Raw genomic sequence first — 14,527 nt, forward strand, 5'->3', positions numbered from 1 at the left:
TGACCCCGGAACAATATCGGGGCCATCTGATCGCCGCATAGAAAACGTGGGCTTTTTATTAAACTGTCCATTTTACGGGGCTCAGTTCAAGTCTTATCGTGATGGGTCTTTTTAATAATGATTCGGCGGTTCTTTTCGTAAATAAACACATATGCTCCATTTTCGATTCTTATTGATTTGGTAATGTGACTGGGAATGGTAACCTGTCCGCTTTTTGTGATTTTCTTTAAAATGGCCATACTTCAGCCCTTTCATTCGATTTATTATGAAAGGATAGCTGCCCAAGGAGGGCTTAGGCAGTATCTCCCTGTTATTCAGGCTTATTGCCTGCATCCGGATCTGGTGTAAAACTTGGTGTAAAGCCGTCATACTTCACCATATTTACCATACCGGCTGTAGCATGATGCAAATCATGGCAATGGAATAGCCAGTTACCAGGATTGTCTGCCTTAAATGCTACGACAACTTCTTCTCCCGGTTTTAAATTTATGGTATCCCTAATGATTGAAGAGCCTTCAACCGGCTTGCCGTTTTTGCTCAGGACTTGAAAGAAGTGTCCGTGCAAATGCATTGGGTGGTCGTCCATCATCGAACTGTTGGTTAAAGTAACTTTTACAAGATCTCCTTCTTTAACATTAATATTGTCTGTCTCAGGAAAGGTCTTTCCATTGATGGTAAATACTTGCCCCTCTCCATCCATTTTTGTATTAAGATCCATTGTATACTCAACATCATAATCCTGTTCGAGTGTGAACTCAGCATCTTCAAACACACCGTAATTCATATAGTTAAATTCTGGGAGCTGCATTTCCTGGTTAGAAGTGTCAGTGGACCCTTCTGTATCTTCATATTTGATTAGAGTCTTCATGCCTGCTGTGCCTTCCATGTCACCATGACATTCAATGAACCATTCACCAGGGTTATCAGCCGTAAATTCTATATCGTAACGCTCGCCTGGTGCTATAGAGATTACTTGATCCTTAATTTCCTGTGGTTCATTCAACTCTTGCCCATCAATGGCAGCCACTTTAAATTTATGTCCATGCAAATGGATTTTGTGGGACATAAAACCCACATTGACCAGACGGAGGCGGACTTTTTCTCCCTCTTTCACCATCAGCGGCTCAATGCTATCCCCACTTTTACCGTTTATCGTAAAGATATCATAAGCACTCATGTCATGGCCCATGCCGCCCATGCCGCCTTGATCCATGCCCTCCATTTTGCTTTCTTCTTCATTGCCTGCTTCGGAACTCATATTGCTGTGGTCCATGTTGCTTTCGCCTTCTGCTTCTTCATTGTTATTCATATTATTATGCTCCATACCTTCCATTTCGGCGCTTTCCTCTTCGGGATTGCTCATCCATTCATCAAGCATCAAGGTATAGTCGCGATCATAAGTTTTTTCTTCAGGCTCGACAATAATGGCCCCATAGAGGCCTTTATCCATTTGTTCTACAGCGTTTTGGTGCGTATGGTACATATAGGTTCCCGGATCCTCAGGCGTAAATTCATAAGTGAAGGACTCACCAGGCTGAACCGCATTTTGGGTTACCCCCGGAATTCCATCCATTTCATTTGGAACAGTAATTCCATGCCAGTGGATGGAAACCGGTTCAGAAAGTTCGTTTTTCAAATTCACTTTGACTTTTTCCCCTTGTTTTACCCTTATCTGGGAGCCGGGAACGGAGCGGTTAAAAGCAAGGGCATTAACACTGACACGATCATTCAACTGATGTGTTCCTTCTTTGGCAACAATGGTAAATTCGTTCCCTGTAAGTGTCTCGGAACTTACAGTTTGAGCACCATCAACCTTTTCAGGATTAACCTTATTTTTAGTTCCTTCTTCCTTTTTCGTATTTCCATGATCCATGCCTTCCATATCGCCGCTCTGCTGGCTGGAACAGGCAGCAAGGAAAAGGACAGCAAGGAAAAGGACAGCAAATGCAAACAAAGCAAGCAATTTTCTTTTCATAACCATACCTCCTGTTGTTTTTCATCCTAATAATAGTAAAAAATGTTGCAGAAAGTATGGATAAAAATGATTAAAATAGCTCATTCACTACATTTTCGCAGTTAAAATATGAAAGTTAACAGAGTCTCCATAATTTAACCAAGCCTATATTTTAGAAAGCATGAAATTTCTGCAAACTTAAGGGTTAACATTAAAAGTTAAATAGGAGGGTGGTTAAAATGGAAAAGGTGAATAGGGGAACATTCATTTCCAGTTCCTTAAAGGAGCAGCGGGTCTATTTGCTATATCAGTTCTTCCCTCAGTTTATCTGCGTGCAGCAATAGAGAGAAAGTGGATACTAGTGCAATGGCCAGCCTGGGCCCGCTCAGTGAACTGGAGAAAGGTGACTTTCCCAAAAAAGTGTTTTATAAAACAACGGTTCAGGATGCGTGGGTTGAACAGGAAATGGAAGGGTTTTTGTATATCAATAAAAACAAGGAGGATAATTCCCTGTTAATTATGTCACCTATCTGCACACATCTGGGCTGTGCAGCAGGAAACGCAGAAGTGTCCATGAAGGAAAATGAAGGAGTCGAGTTTTATTGTCCATGTCATGGAGGCAAGTATGATGAGCAGGGAATCAATGTAGGAGGGCCTCCACCAAGGTCGTTGGATGTTTTTGAATCCTTTATCGAGGATAAAAATGTTTGTATTGCCATTCTCAGTCCTATGGTGAGGGAAAAGCGGAAAAAGTGAATGGAGGTGCTCTATGGCATGCTGTTCGAATCAAAAGGAAAAGCAAGGAAGAAAAAAACTCTCGCCGTTCGCTTTCCTTATTTTCTGGTCACTAGTAGTTGCGGCCGCCGGACTGGCTGGTCTTTACTTTAAATGAGCAACTACAAATATCCCCTAGAGAACAGGCCCTTAATGCAGGCCATGTTCTTTTTTTATGACTTGAAAACCTTCTATCTTATAGGCAGAATATGCAGTTTTAATGGATTTCAACAAATTGTACGATTTTAAAAACCTTTTATTTGCCAAGTGAAATATATCACAGTTGGTACAAAAATTAGCTGTTATGATTGCCTTACATTGATAAAGGAGGAGCTTTACATGAATAAAGTGAAAATGAGTATATTTATTTTTCTATTAATGCTGGGAGTTCTGGGAGTTGTACTAGCAGGGTGTAGTTCAGGCAACAATGCAGTTGATGAAGGCCCCAACAAAAAGGAGCTTGTTGCAGCAGTGGGAGAAAATGAGAAGCAAGAAGGGGAGAATACTGAAGAAATGGCTGGGAATACAGCTGCCCAATATTATTATACTGCAAATGAAGGTGGAAGCATTTCCAAAATTGACGCCGCAACCAACACAATTATAAATACGATTGAGCTGGAAGGTTCTGTTCATAATGTCCAAGTATCTCCAGATGGAAAAATCATTGGTGCAACCCTTGTACCGGAAACAGGCGGCCATGACGAAGAGGATGAAAGCCATGAAGAAGAGGGCGGCCACGGAGAGGGGAATAGTGGAAAAGCGCTTTTCTTTGATGTGGAAAGTGATGAACTAATCAAGGAAGTTGAAGTAGGAAATCACCCTGCCCACATCGTATTTACTGAGAACGGGAACTTTGCGGTCGTGACGAATAATGAGGATAACAATATTTCTGTCATAGATATGGCAAGCTACGAGGTTGTCAATACGGTAGAGACAGGAATAGGCCCTCATGGATTCAGGATTTCAGCCGATAGCCAGAAGGCTTATATTGCGAACATGGGAGAAGACACAGTCAGTGTGGTGAACCTAGAAACGATGAAGGAAGAAAAACGGATCAAAGTCGGTGCAGTTCCCGTTACTGCAGGTGTCACATCGGATGGAAAAACCCTTGTGGCCACTTTAAATGCTGAAAATGCGTTGGCTGTAGTGGACCTTGAGACTGAAAAGGTTGAAAAAATCGAAGTTGGCGTGGGTCCGGCACAGGTTTATGTTGATGTAAATGATGAATTTGCCTATGTGGCAAACCAGGGTACAAAAGACGCTCCATCTAACTCCGTCACAGTGATTGAACTTGCCTTAAGGAAAGCAACTGCTGAAATTATAACCGGAAAAGGGGCGCACGGAGTCGTAACCAGTCCGGACAATAAGAAAGTATATGTAACCAATATGTTTGAAGATACAGTGTCAATCATCGACAAAGGGCAAAACAAGGTAATCGAAACGATCGAAGTGAAAGGTGTTCCAAATGGTATCAGCATAACAGAATAACGCCAAGCCCCGCTGCCCACATTGATATGCTCCCCAATAGGTAGACAGATGAAATAACAAATCTGTTTATTCTATTGGGGAGTGTTTTTTATGGCGAGAAGTCGGCATACGATCGAACAAAAATTGAGTGCGCTGCGCATGATGGAAGAAGAAACATATACTTGGAAAGAAATCATGGAGGCTCATGGCGTCTCTAGGCACACCCTCCAGGTGTGGAAAGTGAAATTCGATACCGGTGGGATCGATGCGTTGAAGGAATCGAAGGCATGGAAATCTTACACCAAGGAACTGAAAATCGCGGCCGTCCGCGACTATCTCGATGGGTTCACTAGAATGGAGGTACTCTCCAAGTATCAGATCAGTGATTGGTCTGTTCTTCGTAAATGGATTAAGAAGTATACTAGTCATAGCGAGTTAACAGATTCGAGAAAAGGGATGGATCGAGCTATGACAAAAGGAAGAAAAACTACATTCGAAGAGCGCCTTGAGATCGTGAAATATTGTTTGGAGAATGGACGCAACTACCAGCAGACCGCGGAACAATTTCAGGTGTCCTATGCCCAGGTCTATGGCTGGATCAAAAAGTATGACACGGGCGGGGCAGAGGCGCTCGTGGACCGCCGTGGGCGTACGAAGCCAGAGGACGAACTAAGCGAAGAAGAGAAGCTTAAGCGCCGTATCCAGCAAATGGAGCTTGAGAATGAACTTCTTCGTGCGGACATCTTGTTTCTAAAAAAGTTAGAGGAGATCGAGAGGAGGTCATAATCAGCCAGGTACGGCTACAGCAACGATATATCGCCATCAAAGAATTGAACGAAGAGGAGGCCCTTTCGATCGTGCTCCTCTGTCGAGTCGCCGGCATCTCACGGGCGGCCTATTACAAATGGTTGAATCGCACCATACCGGTGCGTCAAGAAGAGAACGAGAAGCTTCTGGAGGACATCCGTCTACTCTATGACCAGGCGAACGGCACATACGGGTACCGTCGGATCACGATGACGATCAACCGGTTGCGCCGACAACAAGGACTGTCCCTGTTCAATGAAAAGCGAGTCTATCGCTTGATGCATATCCATGGGATCCAATCGGTCATCCGGCGGAAGCGGAAGAAGCATAAGAAGTCAACGCCGCAGCACGTGGCCGAGAGTTCAGCGCGTCCCGACCGGACGAGAAATGGTGCACCGACGTCACCGAGTTTAAATATGGTGCCGGGAAAAAGGCATACCTGAGCGCAATCATCGACCTGTACGACGGCTCGATCGTCGCCTATCGCATCGGAAAGTCCAACAACAACGTTCTCGTCTTCCAGACGATGATGCCAGCCATCACGGGGCTCCGCACAGGAGCGCGTCCGATGATTCATAGCGCCAATATACCTCGAGAGGGTTCAAACGCATGGTGGAAGACGCGGGACTGACCCACAGCATGTCCCGGGTCGGACGTTGCATCGACAACGCCCCGATCGAGAGCTTTTGGGGTACCCTGAAAGTCGAGATGTACTACCTGCGTGAGTTTCAGGCCTATAGCGAACTCACATCGGCCATCGAGACCTACATATCGTTCTACAACCATGACCGTTTCCAGAAACGGCTAAACGGCTTGAGCCCTGTCGAATACAGGTCTCAAGCCGCCTAGTTCGGTTTTCATTATTTGCCCTGTCTACTTGACGGGGGGCAGTTCAGTATCGTCCGACGCGAGATATTGATATTCGCGTGACGGAGGGCGTCGTGACACCTGAATTGAAAGAGGCGCTTCATGAATATGAAATTGAAATTGTCGAAGGGGTGATTCAGTTCCCACCCCGTGAAGACTTTAGGGAAAATGAATTCCGGCATAAGATTGAAGGGCTGTTCGAGGCGATTGATGTGTATATCCCCGACATTGAACTTTTAGCATGTACCAAGATTTTCTCCTCTCGCCAAAAGGATCTAGAGGATCTCGAAAAAACGAATCTATTGGCACTTTGCGATAAAGATAAACTTCTCGACCTTGTAGAGGAATACAAAGCAAACATGACGTGGGACGATCCATTTTGTAACGTGCATGACTTGAGTCGAATTTTTCAGGAAAAGGGTATATAATAAATCAAAAGAAGAGTAGAGGAGGGTGACCGATGTCAGACAGTAATCATGTACTTCTGCAAAGCGAGCTAGCGGATGAACTGAATCGTATGCAGGCAGGCGGGACAAGCTATCGCTTAGAGACGGCTCAATTGGCCCTGGCATTAAGTCGTCATGTATCGGTCCCTGAATCGCTACGTGACCGAGAAATGGCTCGCCAGTATGTTCGATCTTCACTGCATGATTTACAGGACGACCGGGCAGAGGATGTGGCAAAAATGCTTAGTATGGCAGCACGGCGTGCCTACAACACTCCTGAAAATACGTTCTCGGTAGATATGAAAGTGAAATTAGAAGAAAAGCGTAATCGATTCAAGGTGCGTGGATTGCAGGTGAAATCTTAATTGGACCAAGCGGAGTCATTTTTTATACTCTCATGAGGTTATGATTCTACGTGTGAATGAAGCATCTTTGGTCAAGTCATTGAACATGTATCAGACGATTTCTTCAAACCGTTAAATCCTTACTTTGTAATAAATATAAGGGTACTAGATTCAGTCACTGGTTGACTCAACCTAGTACCCTTTTCGTATCATTGTTTATTTTGTTGGGTGCTCCGCTCACGCAGGACCGCGAGCTCGACCTGTTCCTGTAACCGGTTCTCGAATGTCTCTTTCTCTCGACGGAGGAGCTGGACTTCTAAGTGCAGTTTCTGGTTCTCTTCTTCAAGCTGGTCAAGACGGCGTGTACGAGCTTTTAAGTCGTCGACAGCGTCCATAAGACTTTGATTTTGCCGATAGAGCTGGCTACGTTCATCTTCTAGCTTTTTCATGTCTCCTTCTAGATGAAAAACTGTTTTTTTCTGCTCTTTTAGTTCTTCTTTGTTAGACACACGTTCTGTTTCCAATGCGTCTTCAACGATTCTCTTTTCAGCGATTAGTTGGTTGATTTGATCTTGTAATTGAGTGAGTGCAATTTCATGTGACGACACCTTTCGCTCATACTCTTCTTGGAGTCGTTCAGCTTCTGCAATTACGCTTTGTTCAAGGTCATGAATGGTATTTTTATATCGCGCGTTGATTCGCTCATGTTCTTTTTGTTGCGTTTCTAGTCGAGTGATTCGTTCTCCTTGACGACTAAGGGGTCCGGTGACTGTTTATCGGCCAATGATATTAATTGCTCGAATAATTGGTTGGTTGATATTTGACGTTGCTCCATTAAACGCTGAATATGTTCTTTCACTTCTTGTGACACGCGGAATGACGTCACCTTGGTCTCGTTTGATTCCAATTCTAATCCCTCATTTGGTTATTATTTTGTATACAGCATATGTAGTTCCTATATTTAAATCATTTAAATACAAGTTGTTATAAAAAAAATCACTCATAAACTGGCACTTTGTGGTGTAGGAAGGTATACATTTCGACGTCGAAATGTATACCTTCCTACACTTTTTACTTATGAGAATGTCTCAATAGTAAGCTAGTAGTCGAATCATCTATTTAATCCTAGCGACTAAGCAACAAAACGCTTAAGACAATTCCTACTTTGTTTTATTACATCATATAAGAGATGACAGTAGTTAACAATTTAAAGCTGTATGAGTTCAAAATAAATACGACCCAACTAAGTACGAATCGAATTAGTGTTTTGAGAGAAACAATAAGCTTAAAGAAACATACAAAATGGACACGAATATATAGATTGACAAATAAAGTTTACAGTTGTAAATTTAAATCGATTACAAACGTAAACGAAAAGAGAGGAGAAAAAATGCTTTCGAAATTTCAATTATCTGATTTGCAAATGGTTAATCACTCTACGCAGCCTGTAGTCTTAAAGTTCACCACCTATTGGTGCCCGGGATGCCGTCAGCTCGCACTACTATTTGAAAGCGTTGCTGAAGGATATCCAGATGCGTTTTCTAGACAAGAATATAGCCAATGAAGACTGAATAGCGAACCCAAAAACATAATGGTTGACAGACGACGTTTACGATTGTAAACTTAAATCAAACAAAACGTTTACGATTGTAAACTTAAAATTTGGAGGTTAGACAAATGGCTGAACATGTCGAAAAACAAATCACGGATTCAGAATGGGAAGTCATGCGTATCGTTTGGGCCCAAAATCACGTGACCAGTAAAGAAATCATCGAGGTATTGGAAAAGAAGATGAGCTGGAAGCCTGCGACGACGAAGACATTCATTGGAAGGCTCGTGAAAAAAGGGATGCTCTCAACCGAGGCCGAGGGGAAGAAATTCATCTACTCCGCGAACGTCGTTGAAGGTGACGTCATCAGAGAGACGTTACACGATCTACTCGATCATATCTGTGACAGGGATGTCGGGAACACAATCGGAACGATGATCACACAGGCGACACTGAGTGTACAGGATATCGAGAATCTCAAAAAAATCCTTGAGATGAAGGAAAGTGAAGCGGTGGAGGACATTCCATGCACCTGTACCCCGGGTCAATGCAGATGTCAGGACCATTCTTGTGGATCCAGACATTGAGTTTGAAATGATGTCATGAATGTAGTGAATAGGAGGAGACTCAAGATGAAAAAAACGATTTTAACGATTAAAGGTATGTCATGCGCTCATTGTGTCAACAAAGTCGAGTCAGCACTTGAAGGTCTGAATGGGGTTGAAAGTGCGAAAGTCAACTTAAAGAAAGGCATCGCAAAAGTGAAGTACGATGAAACACGACTAGATGTGAATGAATTTAAAGAAGTTGTGGGCGAGGTCGGTTACGAAGTCGAATCAGCCCAATAATAATGGAGGTAAGACGATATGGAGAGTAAGACATTTGCCGTGGAAGGGATGACCTGTGCGTCCTGCGTTCAGACAGTTGAAAAAGCAACAAAAAAATTGCCTGGCGTAGTGACCTCCAACGTCAACCTAGCGACTGGGAAATTGAGCATTCATTACGATGAGACGAAAATCTCGCCGCTGGATATTCAGACGACCGTCGAGAAGGCTGGCTACAAGGCCTCAACCGAGACCGAGCAAAGATCATTTGTCATCACAGGGATGACTTGTGCCTCGTGTGTGCAGACGATTGAGAAGGCCACGAGGAAAATGGTGGGTGTGACTGAGTCGAATGTGAACTTGGCGACAGAAAAATTAGTTATTCGATATGATCCTCAGCTGGTGACTGTATCAGATGTCATCCGAGTGGTGGCAAACGCCGGATATGAGGCAAGAGAAGATCAAGAATCAGCGGATAGTCAAGATACCGAGAAAGAAAAGAAACTGAAAAAAATTCAATCGATGTGGAACCGATTTGTAGGGTCGGCGATTTTCACGATTCCATTACTCTATGTGGCGATGGGGCATATGATCGGCCTACCCCTACCGATGGCATTGCATCCAACGATGAACCCAGAATTGTTCGCTGTCTTGCAGCTCATGATGACCATCCCAGTGATGTTATTCGGATGGAAATTCTTCTCCGTCGGATTTAAGACATTGTTCCGAGGGCATCCGAATATGGATTCACTTGTCGCCCTAGGGACGAGCGCAGCCTTCTTCTATAGCGTCGGTGCCACCATGGCTATCCTCTCAGGTTATGAGGGATACGTGAATAGCCTCTACTATGAGACAGCCGCAGTCATTCTCACGCTGATCACATTAGGTAAATATCTTGAAGTCCGGTCGATGGGTAAAACATCCGAAGCGATTGAAAAATTGATGGGACTGGCACCTAAGACGGCAAAGGTCGTCCGCAACGGACAAGAGTTAGAAGTATCAATCGACGAAGTCATCGTCGGCGACACGGTTATCGTAAAGCCTGGTGAGAAGATTCCGGTGGATGGCGTGGTTCTATCAGGTAATACGTCTGTAGACGAATCCATGCTGACCGGTGAAAGTATCCCTGTTGAAAAAAATGTGGGTGCTCAAGTCATCGGTGCCAGCATCAACAAGAACGGGATCATCCAATACCGAGCCACGAAAGTCGGTAAGGATACAGCGCTATCTCAAATCATCAAATTGGTCGAGGATGCACAGGGCTCTCGAGCTCCTATCGCAAAACTGGCCGATATCATCTCCGGATACTTTGTACCGATTGTCATCGTCGTCGCGATCCTTTCAGGAATTGCATGGTATTTAGGCGGTCAGACCGGCCTCTTCGCCTTGACGATCACGATTTCAGTACTGGTCATCGCCTGCCCTTGTGCACTAGGTTTGGCCACACCAACAGCAATCATGGTGGGTACGGGCAAAGGTGCTGAGAATGGTGTGTTGATCAAGAGTGGCGGCGCCTTGGAGACGACCCATAAAGTCCAGACGATCGTGTTCGACAAGACAGGGACGATCACTGAAGGAAAACCGAAAGTGACAGATATCGTGACAGTGAATGGACATCAAGAAGATGAGTTGTTACGCTTGACCGCTTCCGCTGAAAAAGGGTCTGAACATCCATTGGGCGAAGCAATCGTAAGAGCGGCAGAGGACAGAATGATGCGTGTCATGGATATCGATCGTTTTGAAGCCATCCCAGGGCACGGGATCGAAGTCCTGATCGACGGAAAAGTCTTGCTTGCCGGAAACAGAAAATTGATGAAAGACCGCGGCATCTCACTGGATGTCCTTGAAGGCGCTTCAGACAAACTCGCACACCAAGGCAAGACGCCGATGTATATCGCGATTGACCAACAAATCGCAGGGATCATCGCTGTCGCAGACACCGTCAAAGAAAACAGTCGTAAAGCCATTCAGAAACTTCAACGAATGGGTATCGAAGTAGCCATGATCACCGGAGACAACAAAGGTACGGCCATGGCGATTGCGAGACAGGTCGGGATCGATCGGGTACTGAGTGAAGTGTTACCTGAAGACAAAGCGAACGAAGTGAAGAAGTTACAGGCCGAAGGGAAGAAGGTCGCAATGGTCGGTGATGGAATCAATGACGCACCAGCCTTGGCCCAAGCAGACATCGGAATCGCGATCGGTTCGGGTACTGACGTTGCGATCGAATCCGCAGACATCGTCTTGATGCGAAGCGATTTGATGGATGTACCTACAGCTGTCGAATTGAGCAAGTCAACCATCCGCAATATTAAACAGAACCTGTTTTGGGCATTTGCCTATAATGTCATGGGTATCCCGTTTGCGATGGGGATTGTTTATCTACTTGGTGGGCCCTTATTGAACCCGATTCTTGCTGGAGCGGCCATGAGTTTAAGCTCAGTCTCGGTCCTGGTGAACGCACTCCGTTTGAAACGATTCCAGCCTTCGATGATCAAATAAAAGGAGGAATTGGGATGGATAGAGATCTACAGCTCGAACTTTACACGCGTCCGACGTGTTCAGATTGTCAGGATGCCAAAAAATACTTAAAAACAATCTCAGTCTCTTATGTGAACAAAGATGTGGGTGTGAACCTTGACCTTGAACAAGAAATGGTAGCGATATCAGGGAATCGAATCGTACCACTGTTTGTCTTCTACAAAAAAGGGATGCTCAGAAAAAGAAGAGTAGTGAAGTACTTTGTTGGCTTCGAGAACAACAAAGAAGAGATTCTAACATTGCTACGATAAGCAACGATAGCTCACTCTCAGAACCTGTTGAAAGCGTGTCGCGCAATGAGGGACACGAACATAAGGTGGCGAGGGTGTAAAAAAATCGATACTTTTACACCCTACCCATGTATGGTAATTAAATAATCAGGAGGAACATATAATGAAAAAATCAACATTTCAGGTAGCGGGTATGTCTTGTGGATCTTGTATCAATAAGATTGAAGGACACGTTGGAAAGTTAGCGGGTATTGAATCAGTGAAGGTCAATCTTTCGGCGGGAGAGGTGGACGTGACGTTCGATGAAAGCCAACTCACACTTTCTGAGATTGAAACCGCAATTCAAGAGACTGGCTACGAGGTAACGGAGGCGACCGTTAAAATCGGTTGTTCTTGCTGCAAGTAATGGAGGTCGAGTGACGGTGCGATCAAGGACTACACAAAGGAGTGTTAAACGTGAAAGACCATGGACATCATCATATGAAGAACTTGACGGGAAATGAAGTGTCTGTAGAAGCTAAATATGAATTCGGGAAAATCAGTATCGAGTTAAAGGATCAACATCAGCAAGCCCCGGAACTCGAAGTCAGCCATGAAAAGGAATTCCATTTGATTCTCGTGAACGAAGACCTAACTGAGTACCGACACCTCCATCCGTTTAAAAAGGGTGAGGGTCGATTCGAGCAACCCGTCCAACTTGAGGCAGGGGCGTATAAACTCTTCGTGGATATTCAGCCTAAGGGACTGGCATATCAAGTGAAGCCGGTTCACTTACAGATTGATCATCAGTCCTCTTCCTCTATCGAATCGTCACTTAAAGTGGATGAGCGTCTGACGAAGACGATCGAAGGTCATACCGTCGAGCTGTCGATTGACTCTTTAAAAGCGCATGTCCCGACTGTCTTCAGCTATGACACCAAAGAAAGTAACCCGGAGCCATACCTTGGAGCACTTGGTCATGTCGTCATCTTGGATGAAGCCGGAGAACAGTTTATCCATGTGCATCCTTCTTCTCATGATACGACGGAATTTGAGACGGTCTTCCATAAACCTGGCCTATACAAGGTCTGGGCCGAATTCCAGTTCCATTGGACTGTGCACACCTATCCTTTCGTCATTCGTGTCTCAGATTGACCATGAGCGACCCATGGTTCCTCGTTGGGTCGCTTTCCTGTAATCGTTGTAAGCATAATTTTCGAAGGAGAGGACTCAGATGATAGAAAGTGAGCGGCTGGACACTCATGGTGATCGAAAAACCAAGATGAAATTCATCCTTCTACTCGCGTTACCAGCGGTTGCCGAGAATTTTTTCCAAACGTTGCTCGGATTTGTCGATACGCTGTTCGTCTCAAGAATCGGCCTAGCAGAAGTGTCAGCGGTAGGAGTGACGAATGCCATCCTCGCCATCTACTTTGCTGTCTTTATGGCAATCGGTGTGGCAGTAAACGTTTATGTCGCCAATAACTTAGGCTCAGAACGAATCGAGCGCGCGAGACATATCGCGCAGCAGGCCATCGTCCTATCTGTCGTGGTCGGGGTGACCTTTGGGGTCGTGACGCTATTTTTCGCTGAGCCTCTCCTGCGGTTGATGGGGGTGGAGAATGACGTTTTAGAAGCTGGTAGCACCTACTTCAAAATTGTCGGGATCCCATCGATCGTGATGGCATTGATGTTTGTGCTCAGTAGTATCTTACGAGGTGCGGGAGATACAAAATCACCGATGAAGGTGAGCATCGTCATCAATGTCGTCAATATTGTGCTCGACTATATGTTGATTTTCGGTTTTTGGATCATCCCCGAACTTGGTCTCGTCGGAGCGGCACTCGCGACCGTCATCGCCCGGCTCGTCGGGACGCTCTTATTGATGAACTATATTCGTAAGACGGAAGTGATCGCCTTCAGGAAAGATTTCTGGAGACCGGATCTCGAACACCAGTTGGAGCTCGTGAACCTTGGAAGCCCGGCGGCTATCGAGCGATTGGTCATGAGAGCCGGACAGATCGTGTATTTCGGATTCATCGTGGTACTCGGGACGAACACCTTCGCCGCGCATCAAATTGCAGGGAATCTAGAGGTGTTCTCTTATATGTTGGCATATGGTTTCGCGACAGCAGCAACCATTCTCGTCGGTCGCAACATCGGAGCGGGAGACCACGAGACCGCCAAAGAATATGCCAGATTGAGCACGTTCATGGCGATGGGCTTCATGTCCTTATTCGGGGTCGTCTTATTCTTCTTCGGAGGATGGGCAGGTTCACTTTTCACCGACGATCCCCAAGTCATCAAAGACATCGATGTCGCGTTAAAAATAGCAGCGGTCTTCCAGCCTTTCCTAGCAGTCGTCCTTGTATTGACCGGTGGATTCCAAGGAGCGAACAATACGAAGTTTCCAATGTATCTGACCACGATCGGTATGTGGGTGATCCGGACTGGGGCAGTATATGTATTGGCGATTCAGATGCAGATGGGCATTGCAGGAGTGTGGATCGCCATCGGTCTAGACATCATCTTTAAGGCGATCGTCCTTTGGATTCAATTCAGCCGAGGGCGTTGGATTGTAGCGGAATCCGAACCACAGAAACCCTGTCATCCCCAAACCAAGCATGAAGACGTGCGATGTATAAATAATTACTAACACTGGGCTAGAAATTGTAGGAAAGAGCAAAGTTGTTCTTTCCTTTTATCTTTTCTGAAAAAGTTATTAAAGGAGCCCGTCACGCCGAC

At 45.1% G+C, this 14,527-nt stretch carries 14 protein-coding genes and 2 pseudogenes; 13 read left to right on the forward strand and 3 right to left on the reverse strand.

Going from position 1 to position 14,527, the window contains the following annotated elements; all coding sequences use genetic code 11:
• Positions 1 to 86: 86 nt before the first annotated feature.
• Together KNP72_RS16050 and KNP72_RS14315 are read right to left on the reverse strand one after the other, a co-directional pair.
• Positions 87 to 239 carry an AbrB/MazE/SpoVT family DNA-binding domain-containing protein gene (locus tag KNP72_RS16050; RefSeq protein WP_214720060.1) on the reverse strand — a complete coding sequence of 51 codons (153 nt, stop codon included), beginning with the start codon at positions 237 to 239 and terminating at the stop codon, positions 87 to 89.
• Positions 240 to 310: 71 nt separating this feature from the next.
• Positions 311 to 1,975 (reverse strand): multicopper oxidase family protein, encoded by a 1,665-nt coding sequence (locus KNP72_RS14315; protein WP_214720059.1) that lies wholly within the window; start codon positions 1,973 to 1,975, stop codon positions 311 to 313.
• 345 nt (positions 1,976 to 2,320) lie between these two features.
• On the opposite strand from KNP72_RS14315, the gene KNP72_RS14320 reads away from it, so the two are divergent.
• The 5 genes and pseudogenes from KNP72_RS14320 (at position 2,321) to KNP72_RS14340 (ending at position 6,680) form a co-directional block, all read left to right on the forward strand.
• On the forward strand, positions 2,321 to 2,710 hold the full coding sequence (locus KNP72_RS14320; RefSeq protein WP_251129040.1) for a QcrA and Rieske domain-containing protein: 390 nt from the start codon (positions 2,321 to 2,323) through the stop codon (positions 2,708 to 2,710).
• Between the two features lie 357 nt (positions 2,711 to 3,067).
• Positions 3,068 to 4,216 carry a YncE family protein gene (locus KNP72_RS14325; protein ID WP_214720058.1) on the forward strand — a complete coding sequence of 383 codons (1,149 nt, stop codon included), beginning with the start codon at positions 3,068 to 3,070 and terminating at the stop codon, positions 4,214 to 4,216.
• 90 nt (positions 4,217 to 4,306) lie between these two features.
• Positions 4,307 to 5,851 (forward strand): annotated as a pseudogene (locus KNP72_RS14330) (IS3 family transposase).
• A gap of 59 nt (positions 5,852 to 5,910) precedes the next feature.
• Positions 5,911 to 6,297, forward strand: a pseudogene (locus KNP72_RS14335) (DUF6036 family nucleotidyltransferase); the annotation flags it as partial.
• Between the two features lie 32 nt (positions 6,298 to 6,329).
• Positions 6,330 to 6,680 (forward strand): hypothetical protein, encoded by a 351-nt coding sequence (locus tag KNP72_RS14340; RefSeq protein ID WP_029336171.1) that lies wholly within the window; start codon positions 6,330 to 6,332, stop codon positions 6,678 to 6,680.
• A 188-nt stretch (positions 6,681 to 6,868) separates the two neighbouring features.
• Here the strand turns inward: KNP72_RS14340 and KNP72_RS14345 are convergent, their stop codons facing one another.
• Positions 6,869 to 7,108, reverse strand: a complete 240-nt coding sequence (locus tag KNP72_RS14345; RefSeq protein ID WP_058765841.1) for a hypothetical protein — start codon at positions 7,106 to 7,108, stop codon at positions 6,869 to 6,871.
• Positions 7,109 to 8,082: 974 nt separating this feature from the next.
• On the opposite strand from KNP72_RS14345, the gene KNP72_RS16055 reads away from it, so the two are divergent.
• The 8 genes from KNP72_RS16055 to KNP72_RS14385 all read left to right on the forward strand — a co-directional run bounded on the left by KNP72_RS16055 (position 8,083) and on the right by KNP72_RS14385 (position 14,438).
• Positions 8,083 to 8,223, forward strand: a complete 141-nt coding sequence (locus tag KNP72_RS16055) for a thioredoxin domain-containing protein (protein WP_353048004.1) — start codon at positions 8,083 to 8,085, stop codon at positions 8,221 to 8,223.
• A gap of 113 nt (positions 8,224 to 8,336) precedes the next feature.
• Positions 8,337 to 8,795 (forward strand): CopY/TcrY family copper transport repressor, encoded by a 459-nt coding sequence (locus KNP72_RS14355; RefSeq protein WP_034781861.1) that lies wholly within the window; start codon positions 8,337 to 8,339, stop codon positions 8,793 to 8,795.
• Between the two features lie 45 nt (positions 8,796 to 8,840).
• Entirely contained in the window at positions 8,841 to 9,056 is a 216-nt protein-coding gene (locus tag KNP72_RS14360) for a heavy-metal-associated domain-containing protein (RefSeq protein WP_029336168.1), read from the forward strand.
• Between the two features lie 18 nt (positions 9,057 to 9,074).
• Positions 9,075 to 11,534 carry a heavy metal translocating P-type ATPase gene (locus KNP72_RS14365; RefSeq protein ID WP_214720056.1) on the forward strand — a complete coding sequence of 820 codons (2,460 nt, stop codon included), beginning with the start codon at positions 9,075 to 9,077 and terminating at the stop codon, positions 11,532 to 11,534.
• 14 nt (positions 11,535 to 11,548) lie between these two features.
• Positions 11,549 to 11,824: a glutaredoxin family protein gene (locus KNP72_RS14370; protein ID WP_029336165.1), complete on the forward strand. Its 276-nt coding sequence runs from the start codon at positions 11,549 to 11,551 to the stop codon at positions 11,822 to 11,824.
• 142 nt (positions 11,825 to 11,966) lie between these two features.
• Positions 11,967 to 12,209, forward strand: coding sequence for a heavy-metal-associated domain-containing protein (locus tag KNP72_RS14375; protein WP_051627724.1), 243 nt, complete (start codon positions 11,967 to 11,969; stop codon positions 12,207 to 12,209).
• Positions 12,210 to 12,283: 74 nt separating this feature from the next.
• Positions 12,284 to 12,937 (forward strand): hypothetical protein, encoded by a 654-nt coding sequence (locus tag KNP72_RS14380; RefSeq protein WP_214834126.1) that lies wholly within the window; start codon positions 12,284 to 12,286, stop codon positions 12,935 to 12,937.
• Between the two features lie 127 nt (positions 12,938 to 13,064).
• Positions 13,065 to 14,438 carry an MATE family efflux transporter gene (locus KNP72_RS14385; RefSeq protein ID WP_251129041.1) on the forward strand — a complete coding sequence of 458 codons (1,374 nt, stop codon included), beginning with the start codon at positions 13,065 to 13,067 and terminating at the stop codon, positions 14,436 to 14,438.
• Positions 14,439 to 14,527 lie beyond the last annotated feature (89 nt).

This window comes from Exiguobacterium sp. s152 (assembly GCF_018618335.1).
GTDB lineage: Bacteria > Bacillota > Bacilli > Exiguobacteriales > Exiguobacteriaceae > Exiguobacterium > Exiguobacterium chiriqhucha.

What these genes read in the sequence shown, in the direction of transcription:
- KNP72_RS14375 (WP_051627724.1), top strand. Translation starts at nt 11,967, where the DNA reads ATGAAAAAATCAACATTTCAGGTAGCGGGTATGTCTTGTGGATCTTGT.
- KNP72_RS16050 (WP_214720060.1), bottom strand. Translation starts at nt 239, where the DNA reads ATGGCCATTTTAAAGAAAATCACAAAAAGCGGACAGGTTACCATTCCC.
- KNP72_RS14360 (WP_029336168.1), top strand. Translation starts at nt 8,841, where the DNA reads ATGAAAAAAACGATTTTAACGATTAAAGGTATGTCATGCGCTCATTGT.
- KNP72_RS14320 (WP_251129040.1), top strand. Translation starts at nt 2,321, where the DNA reads ATGGCCAGCCTGGGCCCGCTCAGTGAACTGGAGAAAGGTGACTTTCCC.
- KNP72_RS14325 (WP_214720058.1), top strand. Translation starts at nt 3,068, where the DNA reads ATGAATAAAGTGAAAATGAGTATATTTATTTTTCTATTAATGCTGGGA.
- KNP72_RS14365 (WP_214720056.1), top strand. Translation starts at nt 9,075, where the DNA reads ATGGAGAGTAAGACATTTGCCGTGGAAGGGATGACCTGTGCGTCCTGC.
- KNP72_RS14345 (WP_058765841.1), bottom strand. Translation starts at nt 7,108, where the DNA reads ATGAAAAAGCTAGAAGATGAACGTAGCCAGCTCTATCGGCAAAATCAA.
- KNP72_RS14315 (WP_214720059.1), bottom strand. Translation starts at nt 1,975, where the DNA reads ATGAAAAGAAAATTGCTTGCTTTGTTTGCATTTGCTGTCCTTTTCCTT.
- KNP72_RS14385 (WP_251129041.1), top strand. Translation starts at nt 13,065, where the DNA reads ATGAAATTCATCCTTCTACTCGCGTTACCAGCGGTTGCCGAGAATTTT.
- KNP72_RS14380 (WP_214834126.1), top strand. Translation starts at nt 12,284, where the DNA reads ATGAAGAACTTGACGGGAAATGAAGTGTCTGTAGAAGCTAAATATGAA.
- KNP72_RS14370 (WP_029336165.1), top strand. Translation starts at nt 11,549, where the DNA reads ATGGATAGAGATCTACAGCTCGAACTTTACACGCGTCCGACGTGTTCA.
- KNP72_RS14355 (WP_034781861.1), top strand. Translation starts at nt 8,337, where the DNA reads ATGGCTGAACATGTCGAAAAACAAATCACGGATTCAGAATGGGAAGTC.
- KNP72_RS14340 (WP_029336171.1), top strand. Translation starts at nt 6,330, where the DNA reads ATGTCAGACAGTAATCATGTACTTCTGCAAAGCGAGCTAGCGGATGAA.
- KNP72_RS16055 (WP_353048004.1), top strand. Translation starts at nt 8,083, where the DNA reads ATGGTTAATCACTCTACGCAGCCTGTAGTCTTAAAGTTCACCACCTAT.